Origin of the sequence: Frateuria flava, assembly GCF_017837635.1 — a bacterium.
GTDB classification, from domain to species: domain Bacteria; phylum Pseudomonadota; class Gammaproteobacteria; order Xanthomonadales; family Rhodanobacteraceae; genus Frateuria_A; species Frateuria_A flava.
Genome location: NZ_JAGJRS010000034.1, coordinates 107332 through 133562, shown reverse-complemented (window position 1 = coordinate 133562; position 26231 = coordinate 107332). Strand labels below are relative to the sequence as shown.

Annotated in this window: 21 protein-coding genes; 10 read left to right on the top strand and 11 right to left on the bottom strand. The window is 69.9% G+C overall.

Annotated features, from left to right (window positions below; translation table 11 throughout):
• Window positions 1-15: 15 nt before the first annotated feature.
• The 6 genes from pgsA to serC form a co-directional block, all read right to left on the bottom strand.
• The gene (pgsA, locus tag J7I44_RS15530) at window positions 16-630 is read right to left on the bottom strand and encodes a CDP-diacylglycerol--glycerol-3-phosphate 3-phosphatidyltransferase (protein ID WP_209622899.1); all 615 of its coding nucleotides are present in this window, start codon (window positions 628-630) and stop codon (window positions 16-18) included.
• 48 nt (window positions 631-678) lie between these two features.
• The gene (gene uvrC / locus J7I44_RS15525; RefSeq protein WP_209622898.1) at window positions 679-2505 is read right to left on the bottom strand and encodes an excinuclease ABC subunit UvrC; all 1827 of its coding nucleotides are present in this window, start codon (window positions 2503-2505) and stop codon (window positions 679-681) included.
• Window positions 2506-2612: 107 nt separating this feature from the next.
• Entirely contained in the window at window positions 2613-3383 is a 771-nt protein-coding gene (gene kdsB / locus J7I44_RS15520) for a 3-deoxy-manno-octulosonate cytidylyltransferase (protein ID WP_209622897.1), read from the bottom strand.
• 320 nt (window positions 3384-3703) lie between these two features.
• Window positions 3704-5032 (bottom strand): 3-phosphoshikimate 1-carboxyvinyltransferase, encoded by a 1329-nt coding sequence (gene aroA, locus J7I44_RS15515; protein WP_342451994.1) that lies wholly within the window; start codon window positions 5030-5032, stop codon window positions 3704-3706.
• Window positions 5029-6117 (bottom strand): prephenate dehydratase, encoded by a 1089-nt coding sequence (pheA, locus tag J7I44_RS15510; protein ID WP_209622896.1) that lies wholly within the window; start codon window positions 6115-6117, stop codon window positions 5029-5031. Before pheA ends, aroA begins: the two co-directional genes overlap by 4 nt.
• Window positions 6118-6163: 46 nt before the next feature.
• Window positions 6164-7249: a 3-phosphoserine/phosphohydroxythreonine transaminase gene (gene serC, locus J7I44_RS15505; protein WP_209622895.1), complete on the bottom strand. Its 1086-nt coding sequence runs from the start codon at window positions 7247-7249 to the stop codon at window positions 6164-6166.
• A 164-nt stretch (window positions 7250-7413) separates the two neighbouring features.
• Between serC and J7I44_RS15500 the strand changes: the two genes are divergently transcribed.
• Together J7I44_RS15500 and aat are read left to right on the top strand one after the other, a co-directional pair.
• Window positions 7414-8550, top strand: a complete 1137-nt coding sequence (locus J7I44_RS15500) for a GNAT family N-acetyltransferase (protein ID WP_209622894.1) — start codon at window positions 7414-7416, stop codon at window positions 8548-8550.
• The gene (aat, locus tag J7I44_RS15495) at window positions 8547-9269 is read left to right on the top strand and encodes a leucyl/phenylalanyl-tRNA--protein transferase (protein WP_209622892.1); all 723 of its coding nucleotides are present in this window, start codon (window positions 8547-8549) and stop codon (window positions 9267-9269) included. Before J7I44_RS15500 ends, aat begins: the two co-directional genes overlap by 4 nt.
• On the opposite strand, the gene J7I44_RS15490 is transcribed toward aat, so the two are convergent.
• The 3 genes from J7I44_RS15490 to J7I44_RS15480 form a co-directional block, all read right to left on the bottom strand.
• The gene (locus tag J7I44_RS15490) at window positions 9266-10102 is read right to left on the bottom strand and encodes an HD-GYP domain-containing protein (RefSeq protein WP_209622891.1); all 837 of its coding nucleotides are present in this window, start codon (window positions 10100-10102) and stop codon (window positions 9266-9268) included. The two genes, aat and J7I44_RS15490, sit on opposite strands and share 4 nt — an antisense overlap.
• 150 nt (window positions 10103-10252) lie before the next feature.
• Entirely contained in the window at window positions 10253-11512 is a 1260-nt protein-coding gene (gene ispG, locus J7I44_RS15485; protein WP_209622889.1) for a flavodoxin-dependent (E)-4-hydroxy-3-methylbut-2-enyl-diphosphate synthase, read from the bottom strand.
• Between the two features lie 775 nt (window positions 11513-12287).
• Window positions 12288-12770: a hypothetical protein gene (locus J7I44_RS15480; RefSeq protein WP_209622887.1), complete on the bottom strand. Its 483-nt coding sequence runs from the start codon at window positions 12768-12770 to the stop codon at window positions 12288-12290.
• Between J7I44_RS15480 and J7I44_RS15475 the strand changes: the two genes are divergently transcribed.
• Both J7I44_RS15475 and J7I44_RS15470 read left to right on the top strand, forming a co-directional pair.
• Window positions 12769-14067 (top strand): SDR family oxidoreductase, encoded by a 1299-nt coding sequence (locus tag J7I44_RS15475; protein ID WP_209622885.1) that lies wholly within the window; start codon window positions 12769-12771, stop codon window positions 14065-14067. The two genes, J7I44_RS15480 and J7I44_RS15475, sit on opposite strands and share 2 nt — an antisense overlap.
• Window positions 14067-14534 (top strand): DUF2269 family protein, encoded by a 468-nt coding sequence (locus J7I44_RS15470; protein WP_209622883.1) that lies wholly within the window; start codon window positions 14067-14069, stop codon window positions 14532-14534. Before J7I44_RS15475 ends, J7I44_RS15470 begins: the two co-directional genes overlap by 1 nt.
• A gap of 41 nt (window positions 14535-14575) precedes the next feature.
• Here J7I44_RS15470 and J7I44_RS15465 read toward each other — a convergent pair whose 3' ends face one another.
• Window positions 14576-16525, bottom strand: coding sequence for an acetyl-CoA hydrolase/transferase C-terminal domain-containing protein (locus tag J7I44_RS15465; protein ID WP_209622881.1), 1950 nt, complete (start codon window positions 16523-16525; stop codon window positions 14576-14578).
• A gap of 82 nt (window positions 16526-16607) precedes the next feature.
• On the opposite strand from J7I44_RS15465, the gene J7I44_RS15460 reads away from it, so the two are divergent.
• From J7I44_RS15460 to J7I44_RS15450, 3 genes are all read left to right on the top strand, one after another.
• Window positions 16608-18032, top strand: a complete 1425-nt coding sequence (locus tag J7I44_RS15460; RefSeq protein WP_209622879.1) for a phospholipase D-like domain-containing protein — start codon at window positions 16608-16610, stop codon at window positions 18030-18032.
• A gap of 307 nt (window positions 18033-18339) precedes the next feature.
• Entirely contained in the window at window positions 18340-19695 is a 1356-nt protein-coding gene (gene xseA / locus J7I44_RS15455) for an exodeoxyribonuclease VII large subunit (protein ID WP_209622877.1), read from the top strand.
• Window positions 19696-19835: 140 nt separating this feature from the next.
• Window positions 19836-21269 carry an aldehyde dehydrogenase family protein gene (locus tag J7I44_RS15450; protein WP_209622875.1) on the top strand — a complete coding sequence of 478 codons (1434 nt, stop codon included), beginning with the start codon at window positions 19836-19838 and terminating at the stop codon, window positions 21267-21269.
• A 3-nt stretch (window positions 21270-21272) separates the two neighbouring features.
• Here J7I44_RS15450 and J7I44_RS15445 read toward each other — a convergent pair whose 3' ends face one another.
• Complete coding sequence (locus tag J7I44_RS15445; RefSeq protein ID WP_209622873.1) at window positions 21273-22040, bottom strand: YdcF family protein; 768 nt, start codon at window positions 22038-22040, stop codon at window positions 21273-21275.
• Between the two features lie 141 nt (window positions 22041-22181).
• On the opposite strand from J7I44_RS15445, the gene J7I44_RS15440 reads away from it, so the two are divergent.
• From J7I44_RS15440 to J7I44_RS15430, 3 genes are all read left to right on the top strand, one after another.
• A complete protein-coding gene (locus tag J7I44_RS15440) occupies window positions 22182-23627 on the top strand; it encodes an esterase/lipase family protein (RefSeq protein ID WP_209622870.1) in 1446 nt (481 codons plus the stop codon).
• A 49-nt stretch (window positions 23628-23676) separates the two neighbouring features.
• Window positions 23677-24279, top strand: coding sequence for an IMPACT family protein (locus tag J7I44_RS15435; RefSeq protein ID WP_209622868.1), 603 nt, complete (start codon window positions 23677-23679; stop codon window positions 24277-24279).
• A 135-nt stretch (window positions 24280-24414) separates the two neighbouring features.
• Window positions 24415-26139 carry a vWA domain-containing protein gene (locus tag J7I44_RS15430; RefSeq protein WP_209622866.1) on the top strand — a complete coding sequence of 575 codons (1725 nt, stop codon included), beginning with the start codon at window positions 24415-24417 and terminating at the stop codon, window positions 26137-26139.
• Window positions 26140-26231 lie beyond the last annotated feature (92 nt).

Here is a 26231-nt window from a genome sequence, read left to right as displayed (position 1 = left end):
GCGAAAACGAACTCGTCAAGACTCGGCGCGCTTGCCGGCACCGGGTTGCTTTGGCGGCGCCCCGCGCAGCATCGGCCAGGCCGCGCGCAGGTAGTGCATGCCCGACCAGATCGTCAGCCCGCCGGCAATCACCAGCAGTCCTTCGCCGATGTGATAGAGCCGCAGCGCCTCGGCTTCCTTCTCGTGCTGCACGATGAGCACCACCAACGCGAACATCTGCATGACGGTCTTGAGCTTGCCGACGAACGCCACTTTGACCGTGGCGCGCATGCCGATCTCGGCCATCCATTCGCGCAGCGCAGAGATACTGATTTCGCGGCCCACGATGACCGCCGCCGTCACCGCCATCAGGATGCCCGGCCAGCCGCCGCGATGGGATTCGACCAGCAGGAACAGCGTCACCGCCACCATCAGCTTGTCGGCGACCGGATCGAGAAATGCGCCGAACGCGGACGTCTGGTTGAGCCGGCGTGCCAGGTAGCCGTCCAGCCAGTCGGTGACGGCGGCCAGCAGGAAAACGATCGCGGCGGTGATGTTGTGCCCCCGAAACGGCAGATAGAACACCACCACCATTACCGGCAGCAGTGCCACGCGAAACAGGGTCAGCCAGGTGGGGAGGTTGATGCGCATCGTCCTTTCCGTCGGTTGTCGTTACCAGTGTCTCACGCAAGATGGGAGCTAGCCGTGCAAGGCGGCGTAGATGCGCTCGGCCAGGCCGCGATCGATACCCTTGATCGAGGCCAGCTCTTCCACGCCGGCGGCCTCCACCCCGGCCAGTCCGCCAAACGCCTTGAGCAGCGCTGCGCGGCGCCGCGCACCGATGCCGGGCACCTCTTCCAGGATGCTGCGCTCGCGCGCCTTCTCGCGCCGCTTGCGATGCCCGCTGATGGCGAAGCGATGGGCCTCGTCGCGTACGGCTGCGACCAGATGCAGTGCGGGCGAGGCCGAGCCGGGATGGATTTCCCGGCCGGAGTTGGCCAGCACCAGGGTTTCCTCGCCCGCACGGCGCCCCGGGCCCTTGGCCACGCCGACCACCTGGATGCCGGCCACGCCCAGTTCGGTCAGCACATCCAGCGCCTGGGCGACCTGCCCGCCGCCACCATCGATCAGCAGCACATCGGGCTTGGCGCCCTCGCCCGCCGCCACCTTGCGGAAGCGCCGGGTGAGCGCCTGGTGCATGGCGGCGTAATCGTCGCCCGGCGTGATGCCGGCGATGTTGAAGCGGCGGTAGTGCGACTTCTCCGGCCCTTCCGGGCCAAACACCACGCAGGAGGCGACGGTCGCCTCGCCCATGGTGTGGCTGATGTCGAAGCACTCGATGCGCCGCGGCGGCTCGGCCAGCTCCAGCAGCTTCTGCAGGTCATCGAAGCGCGCTCCGAGGGTCTGCCGGCTGGCCAGGCGCGAGGTCAGCGACGCCTGCGCGTTACGCTCGGCCATCTGCAGGAAACGGGCCCGCTCGCCGCGGACGCTGGACTTGATCTCCACCCCGTGACCAGCCTGCTCGCACAGCACCTGCGCCAACAGCGCCTGGTCGGGAATCGCCTCGCAAAGAATGATCTCGCGCGGAACCGGCCGCTCCAGGTAGTACTGCGCGATGAATTGCGCCAGCACGTCTGCCGGCGCGGCATCCAGCGCCAGGCGCGGAAAGAAGTCGCGGGTGCCCAGGCTGATGCCGTTACGGAAGAACAGCACGCTGACGCACGCCATGCCGCCCTCGATACGGCAGGCGACCACGTCCATGTCGGCGCTGGCGCCTTGCACGTGATGCTGCGCCTGCAACTTCCGCAACGCGGCAACCTGGTCACGCAGCGCAGCGGCGCGCTCGAAGTTGAGCTCGACGGCGGCCTTTTCCATGGCGGCGGCCAACTCGTCGATGACCGCGCTGCTACGTCCTTCCAGGAACATTTCGGCGTGGCGCACGTCGTTGCGGTAGTCCTCGACCGATATCAACCCCACGCACGGCGCCGTGCAGCGACCGATCTGGTGTTGCAGGCACGGGCGCGAGCGGTTGCGGAAGTAGCTGTCCTCGCACTGGCGCACCTTGAACAGCTTCTGCATCAGGTTGAGGCTTTCGCGCACGGCGAAGGCACTTGGATAGGGCCCGAAAAAGCGACCCTTGAGATTCTTGGCGCCACGATGGAACGCCAGGCGAGGGTAGTCCTCGCCACCGGACAGGTAGATGTACGGGTAGCTCTTGTCGTCCCGCAGCAGGATGTTGTAGCGCGGCTTGAGCGACTTGATCAGCTGCGATTCGAGCAGCAGCGCCTCGCCTTCGGTACGCGTGACGGTGATCTCGCAGCGCGCGATCTGCGCCACCATCGCGCCGATGCGCGGCTCCATCCGCGGCTTGAGGAAATAGCTGCCGACGCGCTTCTTGAGGTTACCCGCCTTGCCCACGTACAGCAGCTCGCCGTCGGCGTCGAAGTAGCGGTAGACGCCCGGCGAGGTGGTCAGGGTGTGGACGAAGGCCTTGCCGTCGAACGGCGGCGTCTGGGGCGACTGCATGGACGCGATTCTATCCGGTCCGGCAGGCGGCGCCGTGACCAGAGGCCGAACAGCTTCCGCCGACCCTCTGGTCACCGGAGCCGGTGGGCGCAAGCCCACCCTGCGGCTTAGGGCTGGGTGGCGAGCCAGCGCTCCGCACGCTCCACGTCTGCCTCGGTGTCGATGCCGGGAGGGAACGGCTCGGGGGTCAGTCGTACCGCGATTGGAAAGCCATGTTCCAACACCCGCAGCTGCTCAAGCGACTCGGCCTGTTCCAGCGGCGTGCGCGACAGCCCCGTGTAGCGGTCAAGGAAACCGGCGCGGTAGGCATAGATCCCGATGTGGCGCAGGAACGGCACGTTCGCGGGCAATGTTTCGCGGTCCGCGGCGAACGCGTCGCGAGCCCAGGGCAGTGGCGCCCGGCTGAAATACAGCGCGCGCCCGTCGGCTCCGCACACGAGTTTGACCACGTTGGGATCGAACAGCTCATGCGCTTGCGTGATGGGCGTGGCCAGCGTGGCCATCGGCGCGTCGTCCTCGGCCAGCGCGCGCGCGACCTCGCGAATGCCGGCCGCCGGGGCGAACGGCTCGTCACCCTGCAGATTCACCACGATCGCGTCATCCGGCCAACCGTAGTGGTCGGCGACTTCGGCCAGACGATCGCTGCCGGAAGCGTGGTCGGCGCGGGTCATGCAGACATCGACACCCTGCCCGCCCAGCGCTGCGGCAACACGCGTGTCGTCCACCGCAACGACCACCTGGCCCGCCCCGGCCTGCAGCGCGCGTTGCGCCACCCGGACGACCATCGGCAAACCACCGAGACTACGCAGCGGCTTGGCTGGCAGACGGGTGGAACCGTAGCGTGCGGGGATGGCGACGATGAAAGGCGGGACGGACATGGCGTGGCGCATGGTGGAAAAGCAGCGAGCCTAGCATCCGCCTGGCCGGAAACGCGCGCCTCGTCCTTCTCCTGCCCGGATCCGAGCGACAAACCTCAGCAATAGAGCCGGACGCGTCGATGCGCCGGACGCCGTTTGCGCGAAGGTCCGAGTCCATCCGGCTCTGAATCCCCCCTGGCTTTGATGAGCCAAGGCAGGCATCGATTCCCGCTTTCGCCAATGACGTCCCGTTTGGAGCGGTCGAATGAAGTTCGTCGCTGATCAGGCTGCCGGGAGAGAGCGCCTCACCCATTCCCGGCAGAGCGGCGCAAGGCCTCCGACTACGCTCCCGCCAGCGCGAAGCCGCAGCCGTTCGCCAGTTCCATGAAACCGGGGAAGGAGGTGCCCACGTTGCGGCAATCCTCGATGTGCACGCCGCTGCCCGTGGCGACCAGCCCCGCGACAGCGAAGCTCATGGCTACGCGGTGGTCGCCATGGCCCTGGACCGTGCCCGCGCCCAGGGGGCCGCCCGTAATGACAGCGCCGTCGGGCGTCTCCGCCACCTGCACACCCAGCCCACGCAAGCCGGCCGCCATGCTGGCGATGCGGTCGGACTCCTTCACGCGCAATTCGGCGGCGCCACGGATCACGGTGGTGCCTTGGGCCGCCGCGGCCGCAATGAATAGCGCGGGGAACTCATCGATCATGTCCGGCACCAGCGCCGGCGGAAGCTCGATGCCATGCAGCGGTGCGTGGCGCACACACAGGTCGGCCACGGTTTCGCCGCCGCTGCTGCGCTCATCCAGTACCTCGATGTCCGCACCCATGAGCTTGAGCGCCAGCAGCAGTCCGGTGCGTCGCGGATTCAGACCCACCCCACGCAGCCGCAATTCCGAACCGGGCACCAGGCTGGCGGCAACCAGGAAGAACGCCGCGGAGGAAAAATCGGCCGGCACCTGTACGTCGGTGGCTTGCAGGACGTGCCCTCCGGTCAGGCTCGCCTGGCCCGGTCCGAACCGGATCGGCCAGCCGAACGCCGAAAGCATGCGTTCGGTGTAGTCGCGGGTCGGGTGCGGTTCGAGGATCTCGGTTTCGCCCTCGGCGTACAGCCCGGCCAGCAGCAGGGCGGATTTCACCTGCGCGCTGGCCACCGGCGATTCGTAACGGATGCCACGCAGTCGCCGGCCACCGCGGATAAGCAGCGGCGGCAACCCCTCGCTGGTGTCGATGCGGGCGCCCATCCACACCAGCGGTTCGGTGACCCGCCGCATGGGCCGGCGCGACAGCGACTCGTCCCCGACCAGCGTGGCATCAAACGCCTGACCGGCCAGCAAACCGGCGAGCAGCCGCATGCCGGTGCCGGCGTTGCCGCAATCCAGCGGCCGGCTGGGACCGCGCAAGCCGTGCAGGCCCACGCCATGCACGCATCGCTCGCCCGGCGCGGGCGTTTCGATGATTACACCCAACTGCGCCAGGACGGCGGCGGTGGCGCGGGTGTCCTCGCCTTCGAGGAAGCCGCTGATGCGCGAGGTACCTTCGGCCAACGCGGCCAGCATCAATGCGCGGTGGGAAATCGACTTGTCGCCCGGCACCGTGATCGCACCGCGCAGTGGTCCGCCGCGGCGGCTGATCCAGTCCAGGCGCGTGGCGGCATGGTTGCCGCCGCTCACGGCAAGGCCACCGGGTAGGAGCCCAGCACGCGGACCTGCGTGGCGACCGGCCCCATGTCCTTCAGGGCCTCCTGCAGTGGCGCGTCGTCGATATGGCCCGAAACGTCGATGAAGAAGGCGTACTGCCACTTGCCGGTGTGTGCCGGTCGCGATTCGATGCGGTTCATGCTCACGCCATGTTTGGCGAACGGGTTCAGCACGTCGTACAGCGCGCCCGGCTTGTCGTTGACGGTAATCAACAGCGAGGTACGATCGTTGCCCGAGGGCGGGAACAGCGAGCGGCCGATCACCAGGAAGCGCGTGGTGTTGTCGGCGCGGTCCTCGATGCCCTCGGCCAGTGGCTTGAGGCCGTAGACCTTGCCGGCGGTCTTGCCCGCGATGGCCGCCGTGTCGACCGCGTGCCGGGCCAGCCGGGCGGCCTCGGCATTGCTGCCGACCGCCACGCACTCGACATCCGGCAGGTTGATGCGCAGCCAGGTCTTGCACTGCTGCAGCGACTGCGCATGGGCGAACACGCGACGGATCTCGCCCAGTGACGCGGCTTTCGACAGCAGGCACTGGTGCACGCGCAGCTCGATCTCCCCGCAGATGCGCGCCTCGGAGGTGAGGAACATGTCCAGCGTCACCTGGATCATGCCCTGCCCCGAGTTCTCCACCGGTACCACGCCGAAGTCGGCATGCCCGGCGGCGACCTCCTGGAACACTTCCTCGATGCTGCCCAGCGGCAGGCCGTACGCCGCGTGGCCGAAGTGCTTGCGCACCGCCTGCTCGCTGAAGGTGCCCTCGGGCCCGAGGAAACCGACCTTGAGCGGGTCCTCCTGCGCCAGGCAGGAAGACATGATCTCGCGGAACAGCCGCACCATCTCGGTGTCCGACAGCGGGCCGTTGTTGCGATCGACCACCATGCGCAGCACGTGCGCCTCGCGCTCGGGCCGGTAATAGTCGATCGCCGACAGCCCCTCGCCCTTGACCCGCGCGACCTCCTGCGCCCAGTTGGCGCGCTCGGAGATCAGCTCCTGGATCTGGCGGTCGATGCTGTCGATGCGGTCGCGCACCTTGCCCAGCGATTCCTTCGGATCGGTCATCTGGCGTTCCAGCGGTAAAGAAGTCCAAACGTTAGCAGCTGATCGCTCAGCCGTGGCGACGTGCGAAGTCGCGCATGAACGCCACCAGTGCCTCGACGGCCTCCACCGGCACGGCGTTGTAGAGCGAGGCACGCATGCCGCCCAGCGCCTTGTGGCCTTTCAGCGCGAGCAGTCCGGCGGCCTCCGACTCGGCCAGGAAGGCCGCGTCGAGGGTGCCGTCGTGCAGGGTGAAAGGCACGTTCATGCGCGAGCGCGAGGCCGGGGCGATCGGGTTGCGGTAGAAGCCGCCCGAGTCGTCGATCGCTCCGTACAGCAGCGCCGCCTTGGCGCGGTTGCGCTCGGCCATCGCGGCCAGCCCGCCCTGCCCCTTGAGCCACTGGAACGTCAGCCCGGCCAGGTACCAGCCGAAGGTATTGGGCGTGTTGAGCATGGAACCGGCCGCGGCGTGCTCGGCGTAGCGGAAGATGCGCGCCATCGGTCGCCCCGGCCGCGCCAGCAGGTTACGGCGGACGATCATCACCACCAGGCCGGACGGTCCGATGTTCTTCTGCGCGCCGGCGTAGATCAGCCCGAAGCGGCGCACGTCCATCGGCCCGGACAGAATGTTGGAGGACATGTCCGCCACCAGCGGCACCTCGCCGACCTGCGGCACGTCATGGAACTCGACGCCGTGGATGGTCTCGTTGGGCGTGTAGTGCACGTACGCGGCCTGCGGGTCCAGCCGCCACTCGCCACGGGGCGGCAGGTGCAGGTAACCGTCGGCCTGGCTGCTCGCGGCCACGTTGACGCGCAAATACGGCCTGGCCTCGCCGGCAGCCTTCTCGCTCCAGTGCCCGCTCACGATGTAGTCGGCGGTGTCCTCCGGGCCGGCCAGGTTCATCGGGATCTGCGCGAAGTGCTGGGTCGCGCCGCCCTGCAGGAACAGCACCGCGTAGTCGCCGGGGATCTCCAGAAGCTCGCGCAGGTCGGCTTCCGTCTGCTCGGCCATCGCAATGAAGCGTTTGCCGCGGTGCGACTGTTCCATCACCGAGACACCGCTGCCCTGCCAGTCCAGCAACTCGCGCTGGGCCTGTTCGAGCACCGCCTGCGGCAATGCCGCCGGCCCCGCACTGAAGTTCCAGACCTTGCCCACTGCGCGTGTCCTCACGGGATGAGCGGGCATTATGGCGCGGTGCAACATGCGGGCGTCAAATGCGCTCTCTGGCGGGACCCTGCACGGCGACGGAAGGTTTGGGTGAGCCCGCGCAAGTTCGCTAGTCTTGCCGGGTTCCCTGCCAGCTCACCGACGCCCCGCCGATGCTCACTGCCCGCTTCCACGCTGCCATCGCCGAGCTTCCCGCGGCGGCCTGGGATGCGCTGCGGGCGCGCGCCAACCCGTTCGTCTCGCATGCCTTCCTGCACACGCTCGAAAGCACCGGCTGCATCCGTCCGGACTGGGGTTGGCAGGCGCACCACCTGGGCCTGTACAAGGACGACCGCCTGGTCGCGGCCGCGCCGCTGTACCTGAAGGGCAACTCGCATGGCGAGTTCGTGTTCGACTGGAGCTGGGCCGGCGCCTGGGAACGCGCCGGCGGCGACTACTACCCCAAGCTGCTTAATGCCGTGCCCTATTCGCCCGTGCCGGGCCCGCGGCTCCTCGCCGGCCGCGACGCACGCGCGCCGCGCCTGCGGCAGGCGCTGGTGGAGGCGATGCGGGCGGAAGCCGATCGCCTGGGCCTGTCCTCGGTACACGCCAATTTCCTGGAGGACGAGGAACTGGATGCGTTCGGGAGCGACTGGCTGGCGCGATCGGACGTGCAGTTCCACTGGCACAACCAGGGCTACGGGCACTTCGAGGACTTCCTGGGGACGCTGAAGTCCAAGAAGCGCAAGAACATCCGGCAGGAGCGGGCGCAGGTACAGGCGTATGGCCTGGACATCCGCATGCGGGACGGCGCGACCCTGGACGCGGATGCCTGGCGCCAGATCCATGCGCTCTACACGGCCACCTTCGACGCCAAGGGCAACCCTGCCGCGCTGACGCCCGCGTTCTTCCAGGCCCTGGGCCAACTCGGCGGCGCCGTGCAGGTCGCCTGCGCGATGGATGGCGAACGCATCCAGGCCATGGCCCTGTTCCTGCAAAGCGATACCACGCTCTACGGGCGCTACTGGGGCGCGCGGGAGGAGGTGCCGGGCCTGCATTTCGAACTGTGCTACTACCGCGGCATCGCGCATGCGATCGCCCGTGGCCTGGCCCGCTTCGAGCCTGGCGCGCAGGGCGAGCACAAGCTCGCGCGCGGCTTCGTGCCGGTACGCACGCACTCGCGCCATTACCTTGCCCATCCGCAGTTCCGCCGGGCCGTGCGCGAGGCGCTGGCCCACGAAGCACGGGCGATGGACGATTACGTTGCCGAACTGGACGCCCACGCGCCCTACGCCGGGGCCTGCCGGTGATCCGCCTGCCGCTGCTCGATCCGATGGCGCCCGAGCGCTTCCCCGACCCGCGCCATGCGCTGGCCGAGCCCAACGGCCTGCTCGCCTTCGGCGGCGACCTGTCGCCGCGACGGCTGCTGGCCGCTTACGAGCGCGGCATCTTTCCCTGGTTCAACCCGGGCGAGCCGATCCTGTGGTGGTCGCCCGATCCACGCTGCGTGTTCGACACGGCGACTTACCGCGCCAATCGCAGCCTTCGCCGGGCACTGGCAGGCAAGGACTGGCGGGTGACCGTGGACGAGGCCTTCGTGCGCGTGATGCGCGCCTGCGCCGCGCCCCGGCCCGGCCAGCACGGAACCTGGATCGGCCAGGCGATCGTCGACGCCTACGCCTCGCTGCACACGCAGGGCCACGCGCACAGCGTCGAAGTGTGGGAAGGCGATGCGCTGGTCGGCGGCGTGTACGGCGTGAGCGTGGGACGGCTGTTCTGCGGCGAGTCGATGTTCAGCGCCCGCAGCGGTGGCTCGAAGCTGGCGCTGGTGGCGCTGGCGGCCCTGCTGCGCGAGTGGGGCTTTCCACTGCTCGATGCGCAGGTCAGCAACCCCCACCTGCTGGGGCTTGGGGCCCGCGAACTGCCGCGCGATGCGTTCCTGGCGCAGGTGCGCACGCTGGCGGCGCAGCCGTGCGATCCGTTGCGCTGGCGCAAGGTGGCGCCGCGGCGCGCGGCCGACTTCCTCTAGGCCTGCGCCAGTTCCAGCGACGGGTGCGATCCGGCCATGCCGAGCGCCTTGAGGTCCGGGTAATGGGCGAGGAACAGTTCGACCAGTTGCGGATCGAGCTGGCTGCCGGCCGCCTGGCGCAGGTAGGCCAGCACGTCCTCCTCCGGCCACGCCGGCTTATAGACGCGCGGGAAGCTCAGCGCGTCCCACACGTCCACGATGCTGAAGACGCGCGCAGCGAGCGGAATCTCCTCGCCGCGCAGGCCGCGCGGATAGCCGCCACCGTCCCAGCGCTCGTGATGCGCGTAGGGGATGTCGATCGCGCTACGCAGGAAGTCGACCTGCTCCATCAGCTCGCGCCCGATGTCCGGATGCCGGCGCATGTGCGCCATCTCGGCGTCGTCGAGCTTGCCCGGCTTGATCAGGATGGCATCGGGAATCGCCAGCTTGCCGATGTCATGCAGCAACGCGCCGAACTTGACCGCCAGCAGCGCGTCCCCATGCATGCCGGCCAACCGCGCCAGGCCCATCGCCATGCGCATGACGCGGTCGGAGTGGTCGCGGGTTTCCTTGTGGCGGATGTCCATCGCCGACACCAGCACGCGCAGCGTCTGCTCATGGCCGCGCATCAGCTGGCGGTTGATGGCGGCCAGCCGTCGCACGTCCTTGCCGATCATCCAGTACAGCATCGCGCCGGTCATCACCACGAAGAACCAGCCCTTGGCGCTCTGCGCCCACAGCCGTGCGTCGGGGTCCAGCACCAGCGATGCGAGCGCACGGTCCGACAGCCAGATCCACAGGCTGGCGAGCGCGACGTACAGGAACGCGATTCGGAATTGCGGACTGATCGACACGCCAGGCTCCCAGGCACCAGGTGGCACGGGCGGCATTCTTCCCCGCCACGAGGAGGACTGTCGACACACTGTCTGCGGCCTGTACAGCCGGATGTGAAACACGTGATCCAGCGCACATCCCGGAACCCCGGCGGGGGCCGGGTACGGGGGTCAGGCAGTCCGGGTGGCGTACTTGCGTGCCACGTAATCGTCCAGGATGCCGACGAATTCCTCGGCAATGCGGTCGCCACGCAGGGTCATCGCCTTTTCGCCGTCGATGAACACCGGTGCCGAGGGCGCCTCGCCGTTGCCCGGCAGCGAGATGCCGATGTTGGCGTGCTTGGATTCGCCCGGCCCGTTGACCACGCAACCCATCACCGCGAGGGTGAGGTTTTCCACGCCGTCATACATCACGCGCCATTCGGGCATCTTGGCCCGCACATGGCCCTGCACGGTCTTGGCCAGTTCCTGGAAGAACTCGCTGGTGGTGCGTCCGCAGCCCGGGCAAGCGGTGACCAGCGGGGTGAACGCGCGCAGCCCCATGGTCTGCAGCAGCTCCTGCGCGACGATCACCTCCTGCGTGCGCGAGCCGCCGGGCTCGGGCGTGAGCGAGATGCGGATGGTGTCGCCGATGCCCTCCTGCAATAGCACCGCGAGCGCCGCCGCCGAGGCGGTGATGCCCTTGGAGCCCATGCCGGCCTCGGTGAGGCCCAGGTGCAGTGCGTAATCGCAGCGGGTTGCCAGGTCGCGGTAGACCGCGATCAGTTCCTGCACGCCGGACACCTTGCAGGACAGGATGATGCGATCGCGCGGCAGGCCGATCTGCTCGGCGCGGGCAGCCGAATCGAGCGCGGAACGGATCAGTGCCTCGCGCGCGACCACGCCTGCGTCCCACGGCTGGGGACGCTGCGCGTTCTCGTCCATCAGCGTGGCGACCATGCCCTGGTCGAGCGAGCCCCAGTTGGCGCCGATACGCACGGGCTTGCCGTACTGGATGGCCTTCTCGATGATCGACGCGAACTGGCTGTCCTTCTTCTTGCCGAAGCCGACATTGCCCGGGTTGATGCGGTACTTGGCCAGCACCTCGGCGCAGGCCGGCTCGGCTTCGAGCAACTGGTGGCCGTTGTAGTGGAAGTCGCCCACGATCGGGACGTCCACGCCCATCATGGCCAGCCTTTCGGCGATGCGCGGCACGGCCGCGGCGGCCGCCGGCGTGTTGACGGTGATGCGCACGACTTCGGAGCCCGCGCGGGCCAGTTCGGCGATCTGTTTGGCGGTGCTGGCCGGGTCTTCGGTGTCGGTGTTGGTCATCGACTGCACCACCACCGGCGCGCCGCCGCCGACCATGATCTTGCCCACGCGTACGCCTACGCTCGGGCGGCGCGTGGCCGGGCCGGCGGTGCGTGGTTGCTGGGAACTGGAGTCGCTCATGGGTCGCTACGAAGAGTGGGCCGCCTTGGCTGCGGCAATGCACAAGAATACCACTGGCCCTGCCCGCGCCCCCCTTTGGGGAAAGGGCGGGATGAGGGGCCGGGGCTCGCGGGAGTGCCCGCAGGAACGATGCTTTGCTTTTCGTTCTTGCGTGGCCTCCCCGTGACGCTTGGCTCGTTTGCGGCGGGCTTCCTGCGGCCTGCCGGCGCTTGGATCACTTTTCCTTGCTGGCTCGAAAAGTGACCGCAAGAAGCGGCCTGACTTGTCCCGGTGAGGGATGAGAGCCAGCTGCCTGTGCGTTTGGTTTGGTCAGCCGCCCTCATCTTGGAGGAGCTGCCGCCGCCTTACCGCGGGCGCTCGGGGGCTGAGGTAAGGAGTTTCGCGAGCATGTGTGTACGTGCCCCGCACTCGGCTCCCTCTCCCCTCCGGGGAGAGGGCTGGGGTGAGGGGCCGGGGCTCGCGGGGACCTTCCCGCATGGGGCTCTGTTTTGACGCTCTTGCATGGGCTCCGCGCGACAGGGCTCGCTTGCCGTGGGGGGCCCGCAAGAAAGGTAAGCAAGGCACTGCTCTCGCAGGCATTCCCGCGAGCCCCGGCCCCTCACCCCAACCCTCTCCCCGGAGGGGAGAGGGAGCCAAGTGCGGCGCACACAGACGCCCGCGAGACGCCTTGCCTCAGCCGCCTCCGAGCGCCCGGGACAAAGCGGCGGCAGCTCCTCCAGGAGCAGGACTCACCCCGCCAGGCGAAGTGGGAGAGAGGGAGCCAAGGCGCCACGCCCTAGCGGACGTACCGACGCCGAGCCCATGCGCCTGCGAACAGACCGGCGCCGAACGCCAGGTACACGGCGGCGATCGAGGCCCGCCCGATATGTCGCTCGAACCCCGGGCGAAACCGCGGCGGCGTGATCGTGTAATCCACCACGCAAGCGGCCACCGCCACCGCCGCGGCGCGAGCGGCCGACACCCGGGGCGGCGCGGGCCAACGCAAGCACCAGGCCTCGTAGACACCCGCCCACAACAGCGAGCTGAAGTGATGCACCACGTATCCCACCGCGGTGTAACGCCAGCTCGGCCCGACGTGCCGCTTCGCCCGCCGCCCCCACAACCATTGGCTGGGCGCGTTCACCCCGGCCAGCGGCGCACGCGCTTCGCACGCACTACACGCCGCCACCACCACGCTCGACAGCACGGCGGCGATCGCGCCGCTGAGGTTGGTGCGGGCAATCCACGAGGGTTTGAGGCGCGCGAGCGGCGTGGGCATGACGGAAGCCTCCGGAGGGAACAAGGCGCGCTTGCGCGTGCTGGTGCTTGGCGCGGATGGGCTGATCGGCCGGGCCGTATGCGACGCGTTGCAGGCGGCCGGTCATCGCCCGGTCCGCGGCGTACGGCGCAGGCAGGGTAGCGGTGCCGCGGGTGTAGAGCTTGTCGAAGTGGACTTCGCGCACGACACCCACCAGACCGACTGGCTGCCACGTCTGCAAGGTATCGATGCCGTGGTCAACGCCGTCGGCATTTTCGCCGAGCATGGCGCGCAGACGTTCCGGCGCATCCATACGCAGACACCACGCGCGCTGTTCGCGGCCTGTCGCGCGGCGGGCATCACGCGCGCCGTGCAGATCTCCGCGCTGGGGGCCGACGAACACGCCACGAGCCGCTTCCACCGCAGCAAACGTGCCGGCGACGCGGCGCTGCACGCGATGGTGCCGAGCGGCACGGTGCTGCAGCCTTCGCTGGTGTTCGGCGCAGCCGGCGCCAGCAGCCGGATGCTGATGTTGCTTGCCTGGCTGCCGCTGGCGGTGTTGCCCGGCAGCGGGCGCCAGCGCATCCAGCCGATCCATGTCGATGACGTCGCGGCGCTGATCGTGCGCCTGCTGGAGGACGAAGCCCGCCCGCCCAGCCTGGCCGCGGTGGGGCCGCAGCCGCTCTCGCTGGCGCACTACCTGTCGGTGCTGCGGCGTGCGCTCGGTGGTGGGCGATTGCGCGTGCTCGGCATCCCGACGGCCTGGCTGGCGCACTTCGGCCGGCTCGGCGGGCACTGGGTGGATCGCGAGGCGCTGGCAATGCTCGACCGCGGAAACGCGGCCGATGCCGGGCCCGCCACGCAGTGGCTGGGCCATTCGCCGCGACCGCCGCGCCTGTTCCTGTCGCGGGCCGAGGCGGCGGACATGCGGGTGCTGCTGGCCTGGCGCGTATGGGCCCAGGTCGCCCGGGTCGCCGTCGCGCTGGTATGGCTGGTGACCGCGGTGCTGTCGCTCGGCGTGTATCCCGTGGCAGGCAGTTTCGACCTGCTGGACCAGGTCGGTTTGCACGGTCCCTTGGCGTCCGCCGCGCTCTATGGCGGCGCGCTGCTCGACCTGGTGCTGGGTATCGCCACGTTGTCGTTGCGCGGCCGTGCGCTGCGGATCACGTACCTGGCGCAGGTCGCGCTCATCCTTTCCTACACGGGGATCATCTCGATCGCCTTGCCGGCGTTCTGGCTGCACCCGTTCGGACCGATCCTGAAGAACCTGCCGATGCTGGCGCTGATCGGCGCGTTGTACGCCACCGAGCGGCGCTGATGGCATATCTGCTCGTCAAGTGGCTGCACGTGCTGTCGTCCACGCTGCTGTTCGGCACCGGCATCGGTACCGCGTTCTACCTGCTGGTGGTCAGCCTGCACCGCGACGTGCGCGTGGTGGCGGTGGTGGCGCGCTACGTCGTGCTGGCCGACTGGCTGTTCACCGCGACCACCGTGGTGTTCCAGCCCGTGAGCGGCTTCTGGATGGTGCACTGGGCAGGGATTCCCTGGCGCAGCGGCTGGGTCGGCTGGTCGACGCTGCTCTACGCGCTGGCGGTGGCGTGCTGGCTGCCGGTGATGGCGTTGCAGGTGCGCATGCGTGACCTCGCGGTCGACGCGGCGGCGCGCGGCGCGTCCTTGCCGCCGGCGTACTGGCGGGCCTTCCGGCTGTGGGTGGCGCTGGGCATCCCGGCCTTCTTCGCCTTCGTGGCGGTGTTCTACCTGATGGTCGTCAAGCCGCCGTTGTAGGGCGCGCCCTGTGGCACGGCGGCCGCGCGCGGAGCGCGCTCCTACAAGGGGCGATTTTTGCGCAGGGCGGCCAGGACGAGGCGCTGCTGCGCACGCTCGCCGACGCCCCCGGGCTTGCCCAGCCGCATACGCTCCAGCGCCGCCGCCTCGCCCGCCATCGGTTTGCCCGGCCGCAGGAAAGCGCCGGCCACGGCAAGGCGTCCGCGCCACGTCTCACCCCGCTCCTTGAGCCAGCCCAGCGCGGGGACGAGCCGCAACTCGTCGTCCGTGAAGTCGCTGCCGAAAGGAAACGTCGGCAGCAGCCCCGCGCGCGTGAGCGGCGCCAATGCCTGTGCCAGGCACTCCGGCCGGTGTCGCCGCCACGCCTCGGGAATCCGGAAGCCCGGCGCAAGCTTGCCGTTCGCCTTGGCCTCGGCTGCCAGCGCATCGAGGAAGCGCGCGTCGCAGATCGAAAGCATCGCCTCGATGCACTCGCTGTCGCTCTTGCCACGCAGGTCGGCGGCGCCGTACTCGGTCACCACGATGTCGCGCAGGTGGCGCGGGATGGTGGTGTAGCCGTAGTTGAACCGGATGTTGGTGCGAACCTCGCCGCCCTCGCGGCGGGTGGCGCGCAGCAGCAGGATCGAGCGGCCGCCATCCAGCTCGTGGGCCATCGCGACGAAGTTGTACTGGCCACCCACGCCGCTGACCACCTGGCCGTCCTCCAGCGCGTCGGAGACCGCGCCGCCCAGCAGCGTGGCCATCATGCAGGTATTGAAGAAGCGCGCGCCCCGGCGCTGCAGCGCGGCCAGCGGCTGGTGGTCGCCGTAGAGCTGGTTGACGTTGGAGACCGGGCACATGTCGATGGCATCCGGGTCGGCTGCCTCGGTGGCGTCGAGCCACGCATACAGCTCGCGGCTGCCCAGGAAGAACGCGCCGCGCAGGTAGTGCCCGCCCGGCGTGGCCGGGTTCAGCCGGCCGGCGGCGGCGGCCTTCTCCAGTGCCAGGTTGTCCCAGCTGCGGCGCTTCAGGATGCCGGCGCGTGCCAGGTGCATGAAGCCGTCCATCACCATTTCGCTGGCGCCGTACAGGCCGGCCTCGAACGGATCCAGCCCGCCGATGCGCCGGGCCAGCGCCAGGGTCGGGCTCTCGCCGTCGAGCGCGCGCAGGCCGTCTCGCCAGGCGGCGTTGTCCTGCTGGCGCAGCAGCAGGCTGCGCACCAGGGCGTCGGACAAGGCGCCGATGCCGATCTGCAGGCAGCCGCCGTCTTTCACCAGCGCACTGGCGTGGAGGCCGATCGCGTACTCGGCCACGCCCACCGGCGTGCGCGGGAGGGCGAACAGGCGCGGCGAGTGCGCCGGAACCAGTTCCATGTCGAAGAAGTCGGGCGCCACCTCCGCGTGCCCGCTGAGGTAGGGCAGGTCCGGATGCACCACCGCCACGCACAGCGGCCGCGGCTTGCCGGCACGGGCGCACTGGGCCAGGAAGTCCAGGGTCAGGTCCGGGTTGCTCGAGAGGCTGTAGCGCACGCCTTCCGGCGTCTCGCGCCGCGCCACCAGCTGCACCAGCAGGTTCACGTCCTGCGCGGCCAGGTCGCGCGCCACGTGGGTGTAGTTCTGGCTGATGTAGTCGCGCTGCGCGCGCGGCGCGTGCAGCAAGGCGCCCGACTGCAGGTAGAACTCGTGCACCGCCACGTTGGTGGGGAGCGCGTGGCGCTGCTCGGCCAGCGCGTACTCGAGGTCCTCGAAGTCGGCGCCGAAGTGCCGCTCCAGGAACGGCGCGAGGAAGCGGGCCTCGAGCCCGGGCTTCGGCTGCGGGCGGGTCAACGACAAGGCGGTATAGATCGTCAGCGACCGGGCCGGGTCGGCCACGGTCAGGCGGTACAGCGCGTTGAGCAGGCCGTGCGGCTTGCCCAGGCCCAGCGGCGCGGCCACGCACAGATGCGCCCCCAGCCGGTCGGCGATGAGCTGTGCGCAGGCGGCAGTGTCGTCGAGGCGCGTCGCGGGCGGCATGTGCCGATCATGGCAGAAGCCGCAAGCGACGCGTATCGACCCGCGACATTCACGGCACGAGCCATGCCCTAAACTCGCCGCCATGGCGACGACCCCGCTGATTCCCTCCGCGCCCAGCCGCTTCCTGGCCGAACAGGCCCTGAGCCGCGCTGCCGGTGCGCCGCTGATCGGCGGCAACGCGGTCGAGCTGCTGATCGATGCGCAGGCCCATTTCGACGCCTGGCTCGCCGCGATCCGCGGCGCCCGCCAGCGCATCCTGCTGGAGAACTACCTGATCAGCGACGACGTGGTTGGCCGCGCCTTCCGCGATGCGCTGGTCGAACGCGCGCGGGCCGGCGTGATGGTCGCGGTGGCCTGCGACTGGCTCGGCTGCCTGGGCCAGTCCGGCTATGGGTTCTGGCAGCCCTTGCGCCAGGCCGGCGGCGAGGTGCGCGTATTCAACCCGCCCCAGCTGGGCAAGCCGTTCGGCTGGATCACCCGCGACCACCGCAAGCTGCTGGTGGTCGATGGGCACCTCGGCTTTCTGTCCGGCGTGTGCATCAGCGCGCGCTGGCTGGGCAACGCGGCGCGCGGCGTGCCGCCATGGCGCGATACCGGCGTGGCGCTGCACGGTCCGGCCGTGGGCGAACTGGAACAGGCCTTCGCGCAAAGCTGGGCGAGCATGGGCAAGCCGCTGGCGCTGCCGCCGCCGGAAGACCGGACCGCCGGCGAGATCGCCCTGCGCGTGATCGCCACCCAGCCCTCGACCGCCGGCATGTACCGGCTCGACCAGCAGGTCGCGGCGATGGCGCGCCGCACGCTGTGGATCACCGACGCCTACTTCGTCGGGATGGCCCCGTACGTGCAGGCGCTGGCCTCGGCCGCGCGCGACGGCGTGGACGTGCGCCTGCTGGTGCCGGGCACCAGCGACATCCCGCTGGTCGCCGGCATGTCCCGCTCGGGCTACCGACCGTTGCTCAAGGCCGGCATCCGCGTGTTCGAGTGGAACGGCTCGATGCTGCACGCCAAGACGGCCGTGGCCGACGGCCAGTGGGCACGCGTGGGCTCGTCCAACCTCAACATCGCCAGCTGGCTGGGCAATCGCGAGATCGACGTGGCGGTGGAGGACACCGGCTTCGCCGGGCTGCTGGCCGAACAGTACGAACGCGACCTCACCAACGCCACCGAGATCGTGCTGGCGCCGCGCCGGCATCGCCCGCACATCGCGCGGGTAAAGAGCAGCACCGAACGCCCGCCGCGGCCCAAACACCCCGGCGGCAGCACCAGCCGCGCCGCGGCCGGCGCGCTGCGCATCGCCAACACGGTCGGCGCCGCGCTGACCGACCGCCGCGTGCTCGGCGATACCGCGCGCGGCCCGCTGCTGGCCGGCATCGCCGTGTTGACCGTGCTGGCGGTGGTGTCGCTGGCCTGGCCGAAGGTGGTGAGCTGGCCTATCGCGGTGCTGTCGGCGTGGTTCGCGTTGAACCTGGCGATCCGGGTCTGGCGGCTGCGCCGGCGGCGGGACTGAGGCAAGGCCTCCCCCATCCGCCCTTCGGGCACCTTCCCCCGCGGGCGGGGGAAGGACCGTGAGGAAGCTTCTCGTACATACGGGGCAAACCCATCGAGCCTTCTCCCGCCCGCCCGGTGGCTGCGCCGGGGAGGGCCCTACGGCGCTACCCGTACACGCGGCAAGACTCCCGATCGAGCCTTCCCCCGCCTGCGGGGGAAGGTGCCGAAGGCGGATGGGGGAAGCCTCGCCACGAACTGACACCCAACATGCACTTCCTCGCCCAAGCGCATGTTCAACAAGCGCTTCGTGCTAGGCTCGACGGTCCATGCGTACCCCCGACCAACCCGCCGCCCCGCCGCGCAACATCCTGACCCCGAGCACGCTCAACCGGCTGGTGCGCGGGCTGCTGGAGGACGCGCTGCCGCTGGTGTGGATCGAGGGCGAGCTGTGCAACGTGTCGCGCCCGGCCTCGGGGCACCTCTACTTCACCCTGAAGGACGCCGGCGCCCAGGTGCGCGCGGCGATGTTCAAGCCCAAGAGCAGCTGGCTGCGCTTCAAGCCGGCCGACGGCATGCACGTGCTGGTGCGCGCGCGGGTCGGCCTGTACGAACCGCGCGGCGAGTTCCAGCTGGTCGCCGAACACATGGAGCTGGCTGGCGAAGGCGCGCTGCGGCGCGAGTTCGATCTGCTCAAGGCACGGCTCCAGGCCGAAGGCCTGTTCGAGGATTCCCGCAAGCGCACCCTGCCCCGCTTTGCCCGGCGCATCGGCGTGATCACGTCGGCCACCGGCGCGGCGATCCGCGACGTGCTGAGCGTGCTGCGCCGGCGCTGGCCGCTGGTCGAGGTGGACGTGCTGCCGGTGCCGGTACAGGGCCGCGAGGCGCCACCGGCCATCGAGGCGATGCTGCGCAAGGCTTCGGCCGCGCGCCGCCACGATGTGCTGCTGCTGACCCGCGGCGGCGGCTCGCTGGAAGACCTGATGGCCTTCAGTGACGAAGCCGTCGCCCGCGCCGTGCATGCCAGCGCGGTTCCGGTGGTGAGCGCGGTCGGGCACGAGATCGACTTTTCCATTGCCGATTTCGTCGCCGATCTGCGCGCGGCCACCCCCTCGGCCGCCGCCGAGCTGCTGGTGCCGGACGCGCTAGCCCTGCGGCGGCACCTGGGCCAGGTGGCGCAACGCCTGCAACTGCTGCAAAGCCGCCGGCTGCAGGCGCAGACCCAACGCCTCGACCACCTGCTCGCCCGCCTGCAGGCGCAGCGCCCGCAGGCGCGGCTGGCGCGCGACCGCGAACGGCTGGGGCAACTGCACCACCGCCTGCACGCGGCGCTGCGCGAGCAGGCCCGCAACCGCTCGATGCGGCTCGAGAGGCTGCACGCACGACTGCTGGCACAGCACCCGCGCCAGCGCCTGCAGTTGCTGCAGCGGCGCCTGGCCGAGCGGGAGCGCTCGCTGCAGCAGTGCATGGGCCACCGGCTGGAACGCGCCCGCCTGACCCTGCGCCAGTCCGCCCGCGCGCTGCAGGCAGTCAGCCCGTTGGCGACGCTGGAGCGCGGCTACGCGATCGTGTTCGACAGCGAAGGCCACGTGTTGCGTGCCGCAAGGGATGCACCGCCGGGCACGCCGCTGCGCGCGCGGCTGGCCGAAGGCGAGCTTGCGCTCAAGGTGACCGACAACCCGTAGGTGGGCGCAGGGTGGGCTCAAGCCCCTTCCCCGTGCGGCCATGGTGGGCTGAAGCCCACCCTACGCCCCCTGCGCCCACCGGCTCACGCGTCGGCAACGCGGTCGACGGCACCCTGCCGTGGCCCCTCCGGGAGACGTTCATGCTCGACAAGACCTACCCCTACTACCTCGCCAACCGCCCGCAGCATCACAACGCCGACCTCGAGGTGCGCGACAAGTACAGCGGCAAGGTCGCCACCCGCGTGGCGGTGCCCGACGCCCGCGCGATCGAGAAAGCCATCGCCGCCGCGGTGAAAGCGACTGCGCCGATGCGTGCGTTTAAGCCCTGGGCGCGACAGGCCGTGCTGGAACATTGCATCGCGCGCTTCGAGCAGCGCCGCGACGAACTGGCGCTGGCGCTGTGCGTGGAGGCAGGCAAGCCGATCAAGGACGCCGCCGGAGAAGTCACCCGGCTCATCGAGACGTTCCGCATCGCCGCCGCCGAGGCGGTGCGCCTGGACGGCGAGACGCTCAACCTGGAACTCGCGCCGCGCCTGGACGGCTATCACGGCTTCACCAAGCGAGTGCCGATCGGCCCGGTCTCCTTCATCACGCCGTTCAACTTCCCCCTCAATCTCGTCGCGCACAAGGTGGCCCCGGCGATCGCCGCCGGCTGTCCGTTCGTGCTCAAGCCCTCGGAGAAGACGCCGATCGGCGCGCTGATCATCGGCCAGGTGCTGGCCGAGACCGACCTGCCCAAGGGCGCCTTCTCGATCCTGCCCGTGGGTGGCCAGGAGGCCTCGCCGCTGGTCGAGGACGAGCGCTTCAAGCTGCTTTCCTTCACCGGCGGGCAGATCGGCTGGGATCTCAAGGCCCGCGCAGGCCGCAAGAAGGTGGTGCTGGAGCTGGGCGGCAACGCGGCCTGCATCGTCGATGCCGACCAGGGCGACAAGCTCGACGCCATCGTGCAGCGGCTGGTGTTCGGTGCGTTCTACCAGTCCGGCCAGAGTTGCATCGGCGTGCAGCGGATCTACGCGCACGCCTCGCTCTACGAGGCCCTGAAGAAGAAGCTGGTCAGCGCCACGAAGAAGCTCAAGGCAGGCGATCCGAAGAGGAAGGACGTGTTCATCGGCCCGATGATCGACGAGGCCGCGGCCGAGCGCCTGCACGGCTGGATCGAAGAAGCGCGTCGCGCCGGCGCGACATTGCTCTGCGGCGGCAAGCGCGAGGGCAACATGCTGGAAGCGACGCTGATGGAAGGCGTGCCGCGCGACGCCAGGGCCAACCGCATGGAAGCCTTCGGCCCGTTCGCGTTGCTTGCCCCGTTCGACACGTTGGACGAGGCCATCGGGCTGGTCAACGATTCGGACTACGGCCTGCAGGCAGGCATTTTCACCGACCGGCTCGAACACGCCATGCGCGCCTGGGACGAGCTTGAACAGGGCGGCGTGATCGTCAACGACATTCCCAGCTTCCGCGTCGACAACATGCCCTACGGCGGCATCAAGCTGTCCGGCTTCGGCCGCGAGGGCGTGCGCTATGCCATCGATGACATGAGCGAAGTGCGGTTGATGGTGATGCGCCGGCCGAGGTGAGGATCAGTCCTCTGCCGGCCCCTCGTTTTCCGTCGGTACGTCGGTCCGCCCGCGCCAGGCATACCAGTGGTAGAGCGCCATCCCCACGTACTCGTGCAGTGCCGCGTTGGTGACATAAAGGTTGTACGCGTTGGGCATCGACGACCACACGCCGCGCAGGTAATCGGCCCTCACAGGCGTCACCTTGATGCCGAAATGATCGAACGCGAACACCGCCCGCCGCAGATGGTGCGCCGAGGTGACCAGCCAGACGCGGTCGGCGCCGATCTGCCGGAGCATGTCACGCGCGTACAGGGCGTTGCCCCAGGTGGTGAGGCTGCGTTTTTCCAGCACCATGTCCTCGCGCGGCACGCCCAGTTGCAGCAGGGTGCGCTTGTAGGTGCGCGCGAGCGGCTCGCCGGTGTTTTCCGCATCGCCGCCGCTGACCAGCACCGTGCAGCGTGCGCCCGACGCATGGCAGTCGCGGTAGAGCACGACCGCCTCGGCGATGCGCGAATAGGCAGTGTGACCCGGCTCCAGCGGTCCGCCCGGCGGATAGGTCGCCCCGGCGGTGAGCAGGACGATCGCATTGGACGGCGCCCAGTCCAGCGCCGGCCGCTGCGCGTAGGGTGACTGCCATACCCGCAGCAGCAGCTTCGGTAGCGCTCCGCATCCGGCCGCGACCAGGAACGCCAGCGCGAGCACGATGCCGACGAGTCGCAACCGCCGCCAGCCCAGCCGGCCGGCCAGCCAGGCCAGGGCGAACAATGCGATCAGCAGGTGCACGGTCATCGGCGCTCTCCACGGTCGAGTCCGGCATTATGCGGACGCAAAGATGAGCGGGAGGTCGTGCGGGACACCCACAAGGTGTGCTGGTGCCGAAACACATCCACGCGCCTGTTACGCTCGGGCCACCCCGCGAAGGACCACCGCATGACGACACTCGTCTTCGTCCATGGCTGGAGCGTGACCAGCACCGCCGTCTACGGCGCGATGCCGCGGCGCGTGCAGGAGGCCGCGCGCGCCGCGGGCCTGGCGCTGACGATCCACGACGTCTACCTGTCCGAATACGTGAGCTTCGACGATGCGGTCACCATGGGCGACCTAGTACGCGCGTTCGACCGCGCCCTGCGGGACCTGCACCTGTCCACCGGCAGCTTCGCCTGCATCACCCATTCGACCGGCGGTCCGGTGGTGCGCGAATGGCTGCGTGCGCAACGCGGCACGCCCGGCAGCTACAGCACCATCCGGCTCAGCCACCTGGTGATGCTGGCGCCGGCGAATTTCGGCTCCGCGCTGGCCAGGCTGGGCAAAGGCACGCTGGGCCGGCTCAAGGCCTGGTTCAATGGCGTCGAGCCGGGGCAGCGCATCCTCGACTGGCTCGAACTGGGCAGCGCCGCGTCGCTTTCGCTCAACCTCGAGCACATCCATGGTGGGGACCCGGCCGCGACGGGCCGGTTCCTGTTCGTGCTCACGGGCGACCGGCCCGACCGGTCGCTCTACGACCACCTCAACAGCTACACCGGCGAGGACGGCTCCGACGGCGTGGTGCGCATCGCCGCGGCCAATCTCAACGCGCGCCATGCGGTGCTCGCGGTGGCGGCCGGCAAGCGCGGCGTCGCGGCCGACCCGCTTTCGCTCAGCCTCCTGCGTGGCCCGCGTTGCGCGTTCAAGCTGATCGCGGGCGCCGCGCACTCGGGCGAGGATCAGGGCATCCTCACCGCCGCGGCCCCGGCGACCGTCGACGCCATCCTGCGCTGCCTGGCCGTCAACGACGCCGGCGCCTACGCGGCCCTGTGCGATTCCTTCGACGCGGAGAACCGGGCCCGCGATGCTGACAAGGTGGAGCTGGAGCCGGCCGGCCCGTTCGCCCCGCGGGTACACATCCACGACCCGCGCAGCATGCTTGTCCTGCGGCTGGCCGACGACACCGGCGAGCCGCTCACCGGCGCAGGTTTCCTGCTCACCGCCGGTCCGGAGGCGAGCCTGGACCAGTTGCCGCCCGGCTTCCTGACCGACCGGCAGGCCAACGCGGCCGATCCCTGCACCGTCACCCTGTTCCTCAACCATGCGCTGCTCGCCGGCGACGCCCGCGTGGCCGACCCGCGCAATCCGCGGCGCACCCTGCGTGCTGCCGTGGCCAGCCACCGCCCGTATGGTGCGCGCGTGCAACCGGTCGACCTGGCCGGACTGGTGCACCACGTCCTGGCCGCCAGCGCCGCGAACGAGGACCTGTTCGCCATGCTGGGTGCGCACCAGACCACCGTGCTCGACGTAGTGCTGCCGCGACGCGTCCACGAAGGCGTGTTCCGGCTGACGCGTGACCCGGTGCCGCACGATTTCCGCCACCCCGAGCCAGGCCAGTCGATCGGCGGGTGAGGCGGCACGGCGTGGTACCGTGCCGCCGTTACGCCACTGCCCGCCCAGCATGTCCGAAACCCTGCACGTCCTGGTCGCCGCCTGCCGGCACGCGCAGGACATCCGCAAAAGCCGGTTCCTTGCACAGGCCGCGCCGGTCACGTCGATCGAGCAGGCGATGGCCTTCCTGCACGAGGTCGCCGACCCGACGGCCACGCACAACTGCTGGGCCTACCGCATCGGGCAGGACTACCGCTTCAACGATGACGGCGAACCCGGCGGCACCGCCGGCCGTCCGATCCTGCAGGCGATCGAGGGGTCCGGCGTGGACCGCGTGATGGTGGTGGTCACCCGCTGGTACGGCGGCATCAAGCTCGGCGCCGGCGGACTGGTGCGTGCCTACGGCGGCACCGCCGCCGAATGCCTGCGTCTGGCCGAACGCGTGCCGCTGGTGGCGATGGCACGGCTGACCGTGCACTGCCCGTTCGCTGACCTGGCGCTGCTCAAGGCCCGCTGCCCCGGCTGGCAGGCACGCATCGAACAGGAGAACTTCGACGCCGAAGGCGCCACGCTGGAGCTGGAACTGCCGGCCGACTGGCTCGCCGAAGCCTGCGCGCGCATCGTCGACCTCACCCGTGGCCAGGCGCGCGTGCGCACGGTGCCGCCCCTGTAGGAGTCCGCTGGTGGGCGATGCTCCCGGCTTCCGGCGAAGTGCATCGCCCTCGAGTCGGCCCCTGTGGAAAGCCGCTTAACCCCTTTTCGGCCGACGCTCCGTTTCATCTCCCACACCCCCGAGGGAGATCCGCCGATGAACGCCCTGCGTAGCCTGCTGCTCGCGCTGTTCGTGCTCCTGGTCGGCTGCACCGCGTCGAAGCCCCCGGCGCGACAACCGGCCGCCAAGGGCCCGCCCCTTTCCACGGTGCAGCCCGCACCGCTGCCACCACCCCCGCCGCCCATGGCCAAGCCCGGGGCGACGGCCGACAGGGTGCTGCGCGAGGCCGCGCCCGCGCCCCCCGCCATGCAGGTGATGGCACAAGCGGCCGCGCCGAATGCGCTCTACGCCGCCTCCCTGCCCTCGTGGGTCGCGCCACCGGTCGACACCGAGCGCTACACCCACCACGAGGACAACCCGGTGCAGCTGGCCTCCGAGCAGCCAGTGTCCACTTTCGGCATCGACGTCGACACCGGCGCCTACGCCAACGTGCGGCGCATGTTGAACGAAGGCGCCCTGCCGCCGGCCGACGCCGTGCGCGCCGAGGAGTTCATCAACTACTTCGACTACGGCTACATGCCGCCAGCCGACCGCGCCCAGCCCTTCAGCGTGACGACCGAACTGGCTCCGGCGCCGTGGAACGCCAAACGCCAGCTGCTGCTGATCGGCATCCAGGGCTACCGCGTGCCGGCGGCGCAGATCCCGGCGGCCAACCTGGTGTTCCTCATCGACACCTCCGGCTCCATGGACGAGCCGGACAAGCTGCCGTTGCTCAAGGCCTCGCTGCGGCAGCTGGTGCGCCAGTTGCGCAGGCAGGACCGCGTGGCGATCGTCACCTATGCCGGTAGCGCCGGTGTCGCGCTGCCGTCCACGCCCGGCGACAGGCACGCCACCATCGAGGGGGCCATCGACGCGCTCGGCGCATCCGGTTCCACCAATGGCGGCGCCGGCATCGACCTGGCCTACGCACAGGCCGAACAGGGCTTCATCGAAGGCGGCGTCAACCGCGTGATCCTGGCTACCGATGGCGACTTCAACGTCGGCACGGTGGACGAGCAGACGCTCAGGACGCGCATCGAAGACCACCGCAAAAGCGGCATCGCGCTGACCACCCTGGGCTTCGGCCAAGGCAACTACAACGATGCCATGGCGGTGATGCTGGCCGATGTCGGCAACGGCAGCCACCACTACATCGACAGTCTGCAGGAAGGCCGCCGCGTGCTGGTGCAGGAGATGTCCGCCACGCTGCTGACGATTGCCAGCGACGTGAAGATCCAGGTCGAGTTCAATCCCGCGCAGGTGAAGGAGTACCGCCTGATCGGCTACGAGAAGCGCGTGCTGCGCCGCGAGGACTTCAACAACGACAAGGTCGACGCCGGCGAGATCGGCGCGGGGGCCAACGTCACCGCGCTGTACGAGATCGTGCCGCAGGGCTCGGACGGCGGGCGCATCGATCCGCTGCGCTATGGCGAGGCGAAGGTGGCCGGTACGCACGGCAACGAGCTGGCCTTACTGCGCCTGCGCTACAAGCTTCCGGGGCAGTCGCACAGCCGGCTGATCGAACGGCCGATCGCTGCACAGACCTCGGCCCGCGCCAGCGAGCGCCTGCGCTTCGCCGCCGCGGTCGCGGCCTTCGCCGACCAACTGCGCGGCGGCAAGGGCACGGGGGACTTCGGCTATCGCCGCATCGCGGCGCTGGCGAACGCGGCGCGCGGTCGCGACCCGGACGGCTACCGCGCCGGCTTCGTGCAACTGGTGGGCCTGGCCGACGGCCTGGCCACGCATGCGCCCGATGGGAACGCGTCCACCGCGGCGCGCTGAGGCCACCGGCCCCGCCGCGGCGACGGCGGCAGCGGATGCGCACCCTCCCTGCGCATCCCTCCCCGGCCGCCGGCGCGCGGCGGGGTCGGACC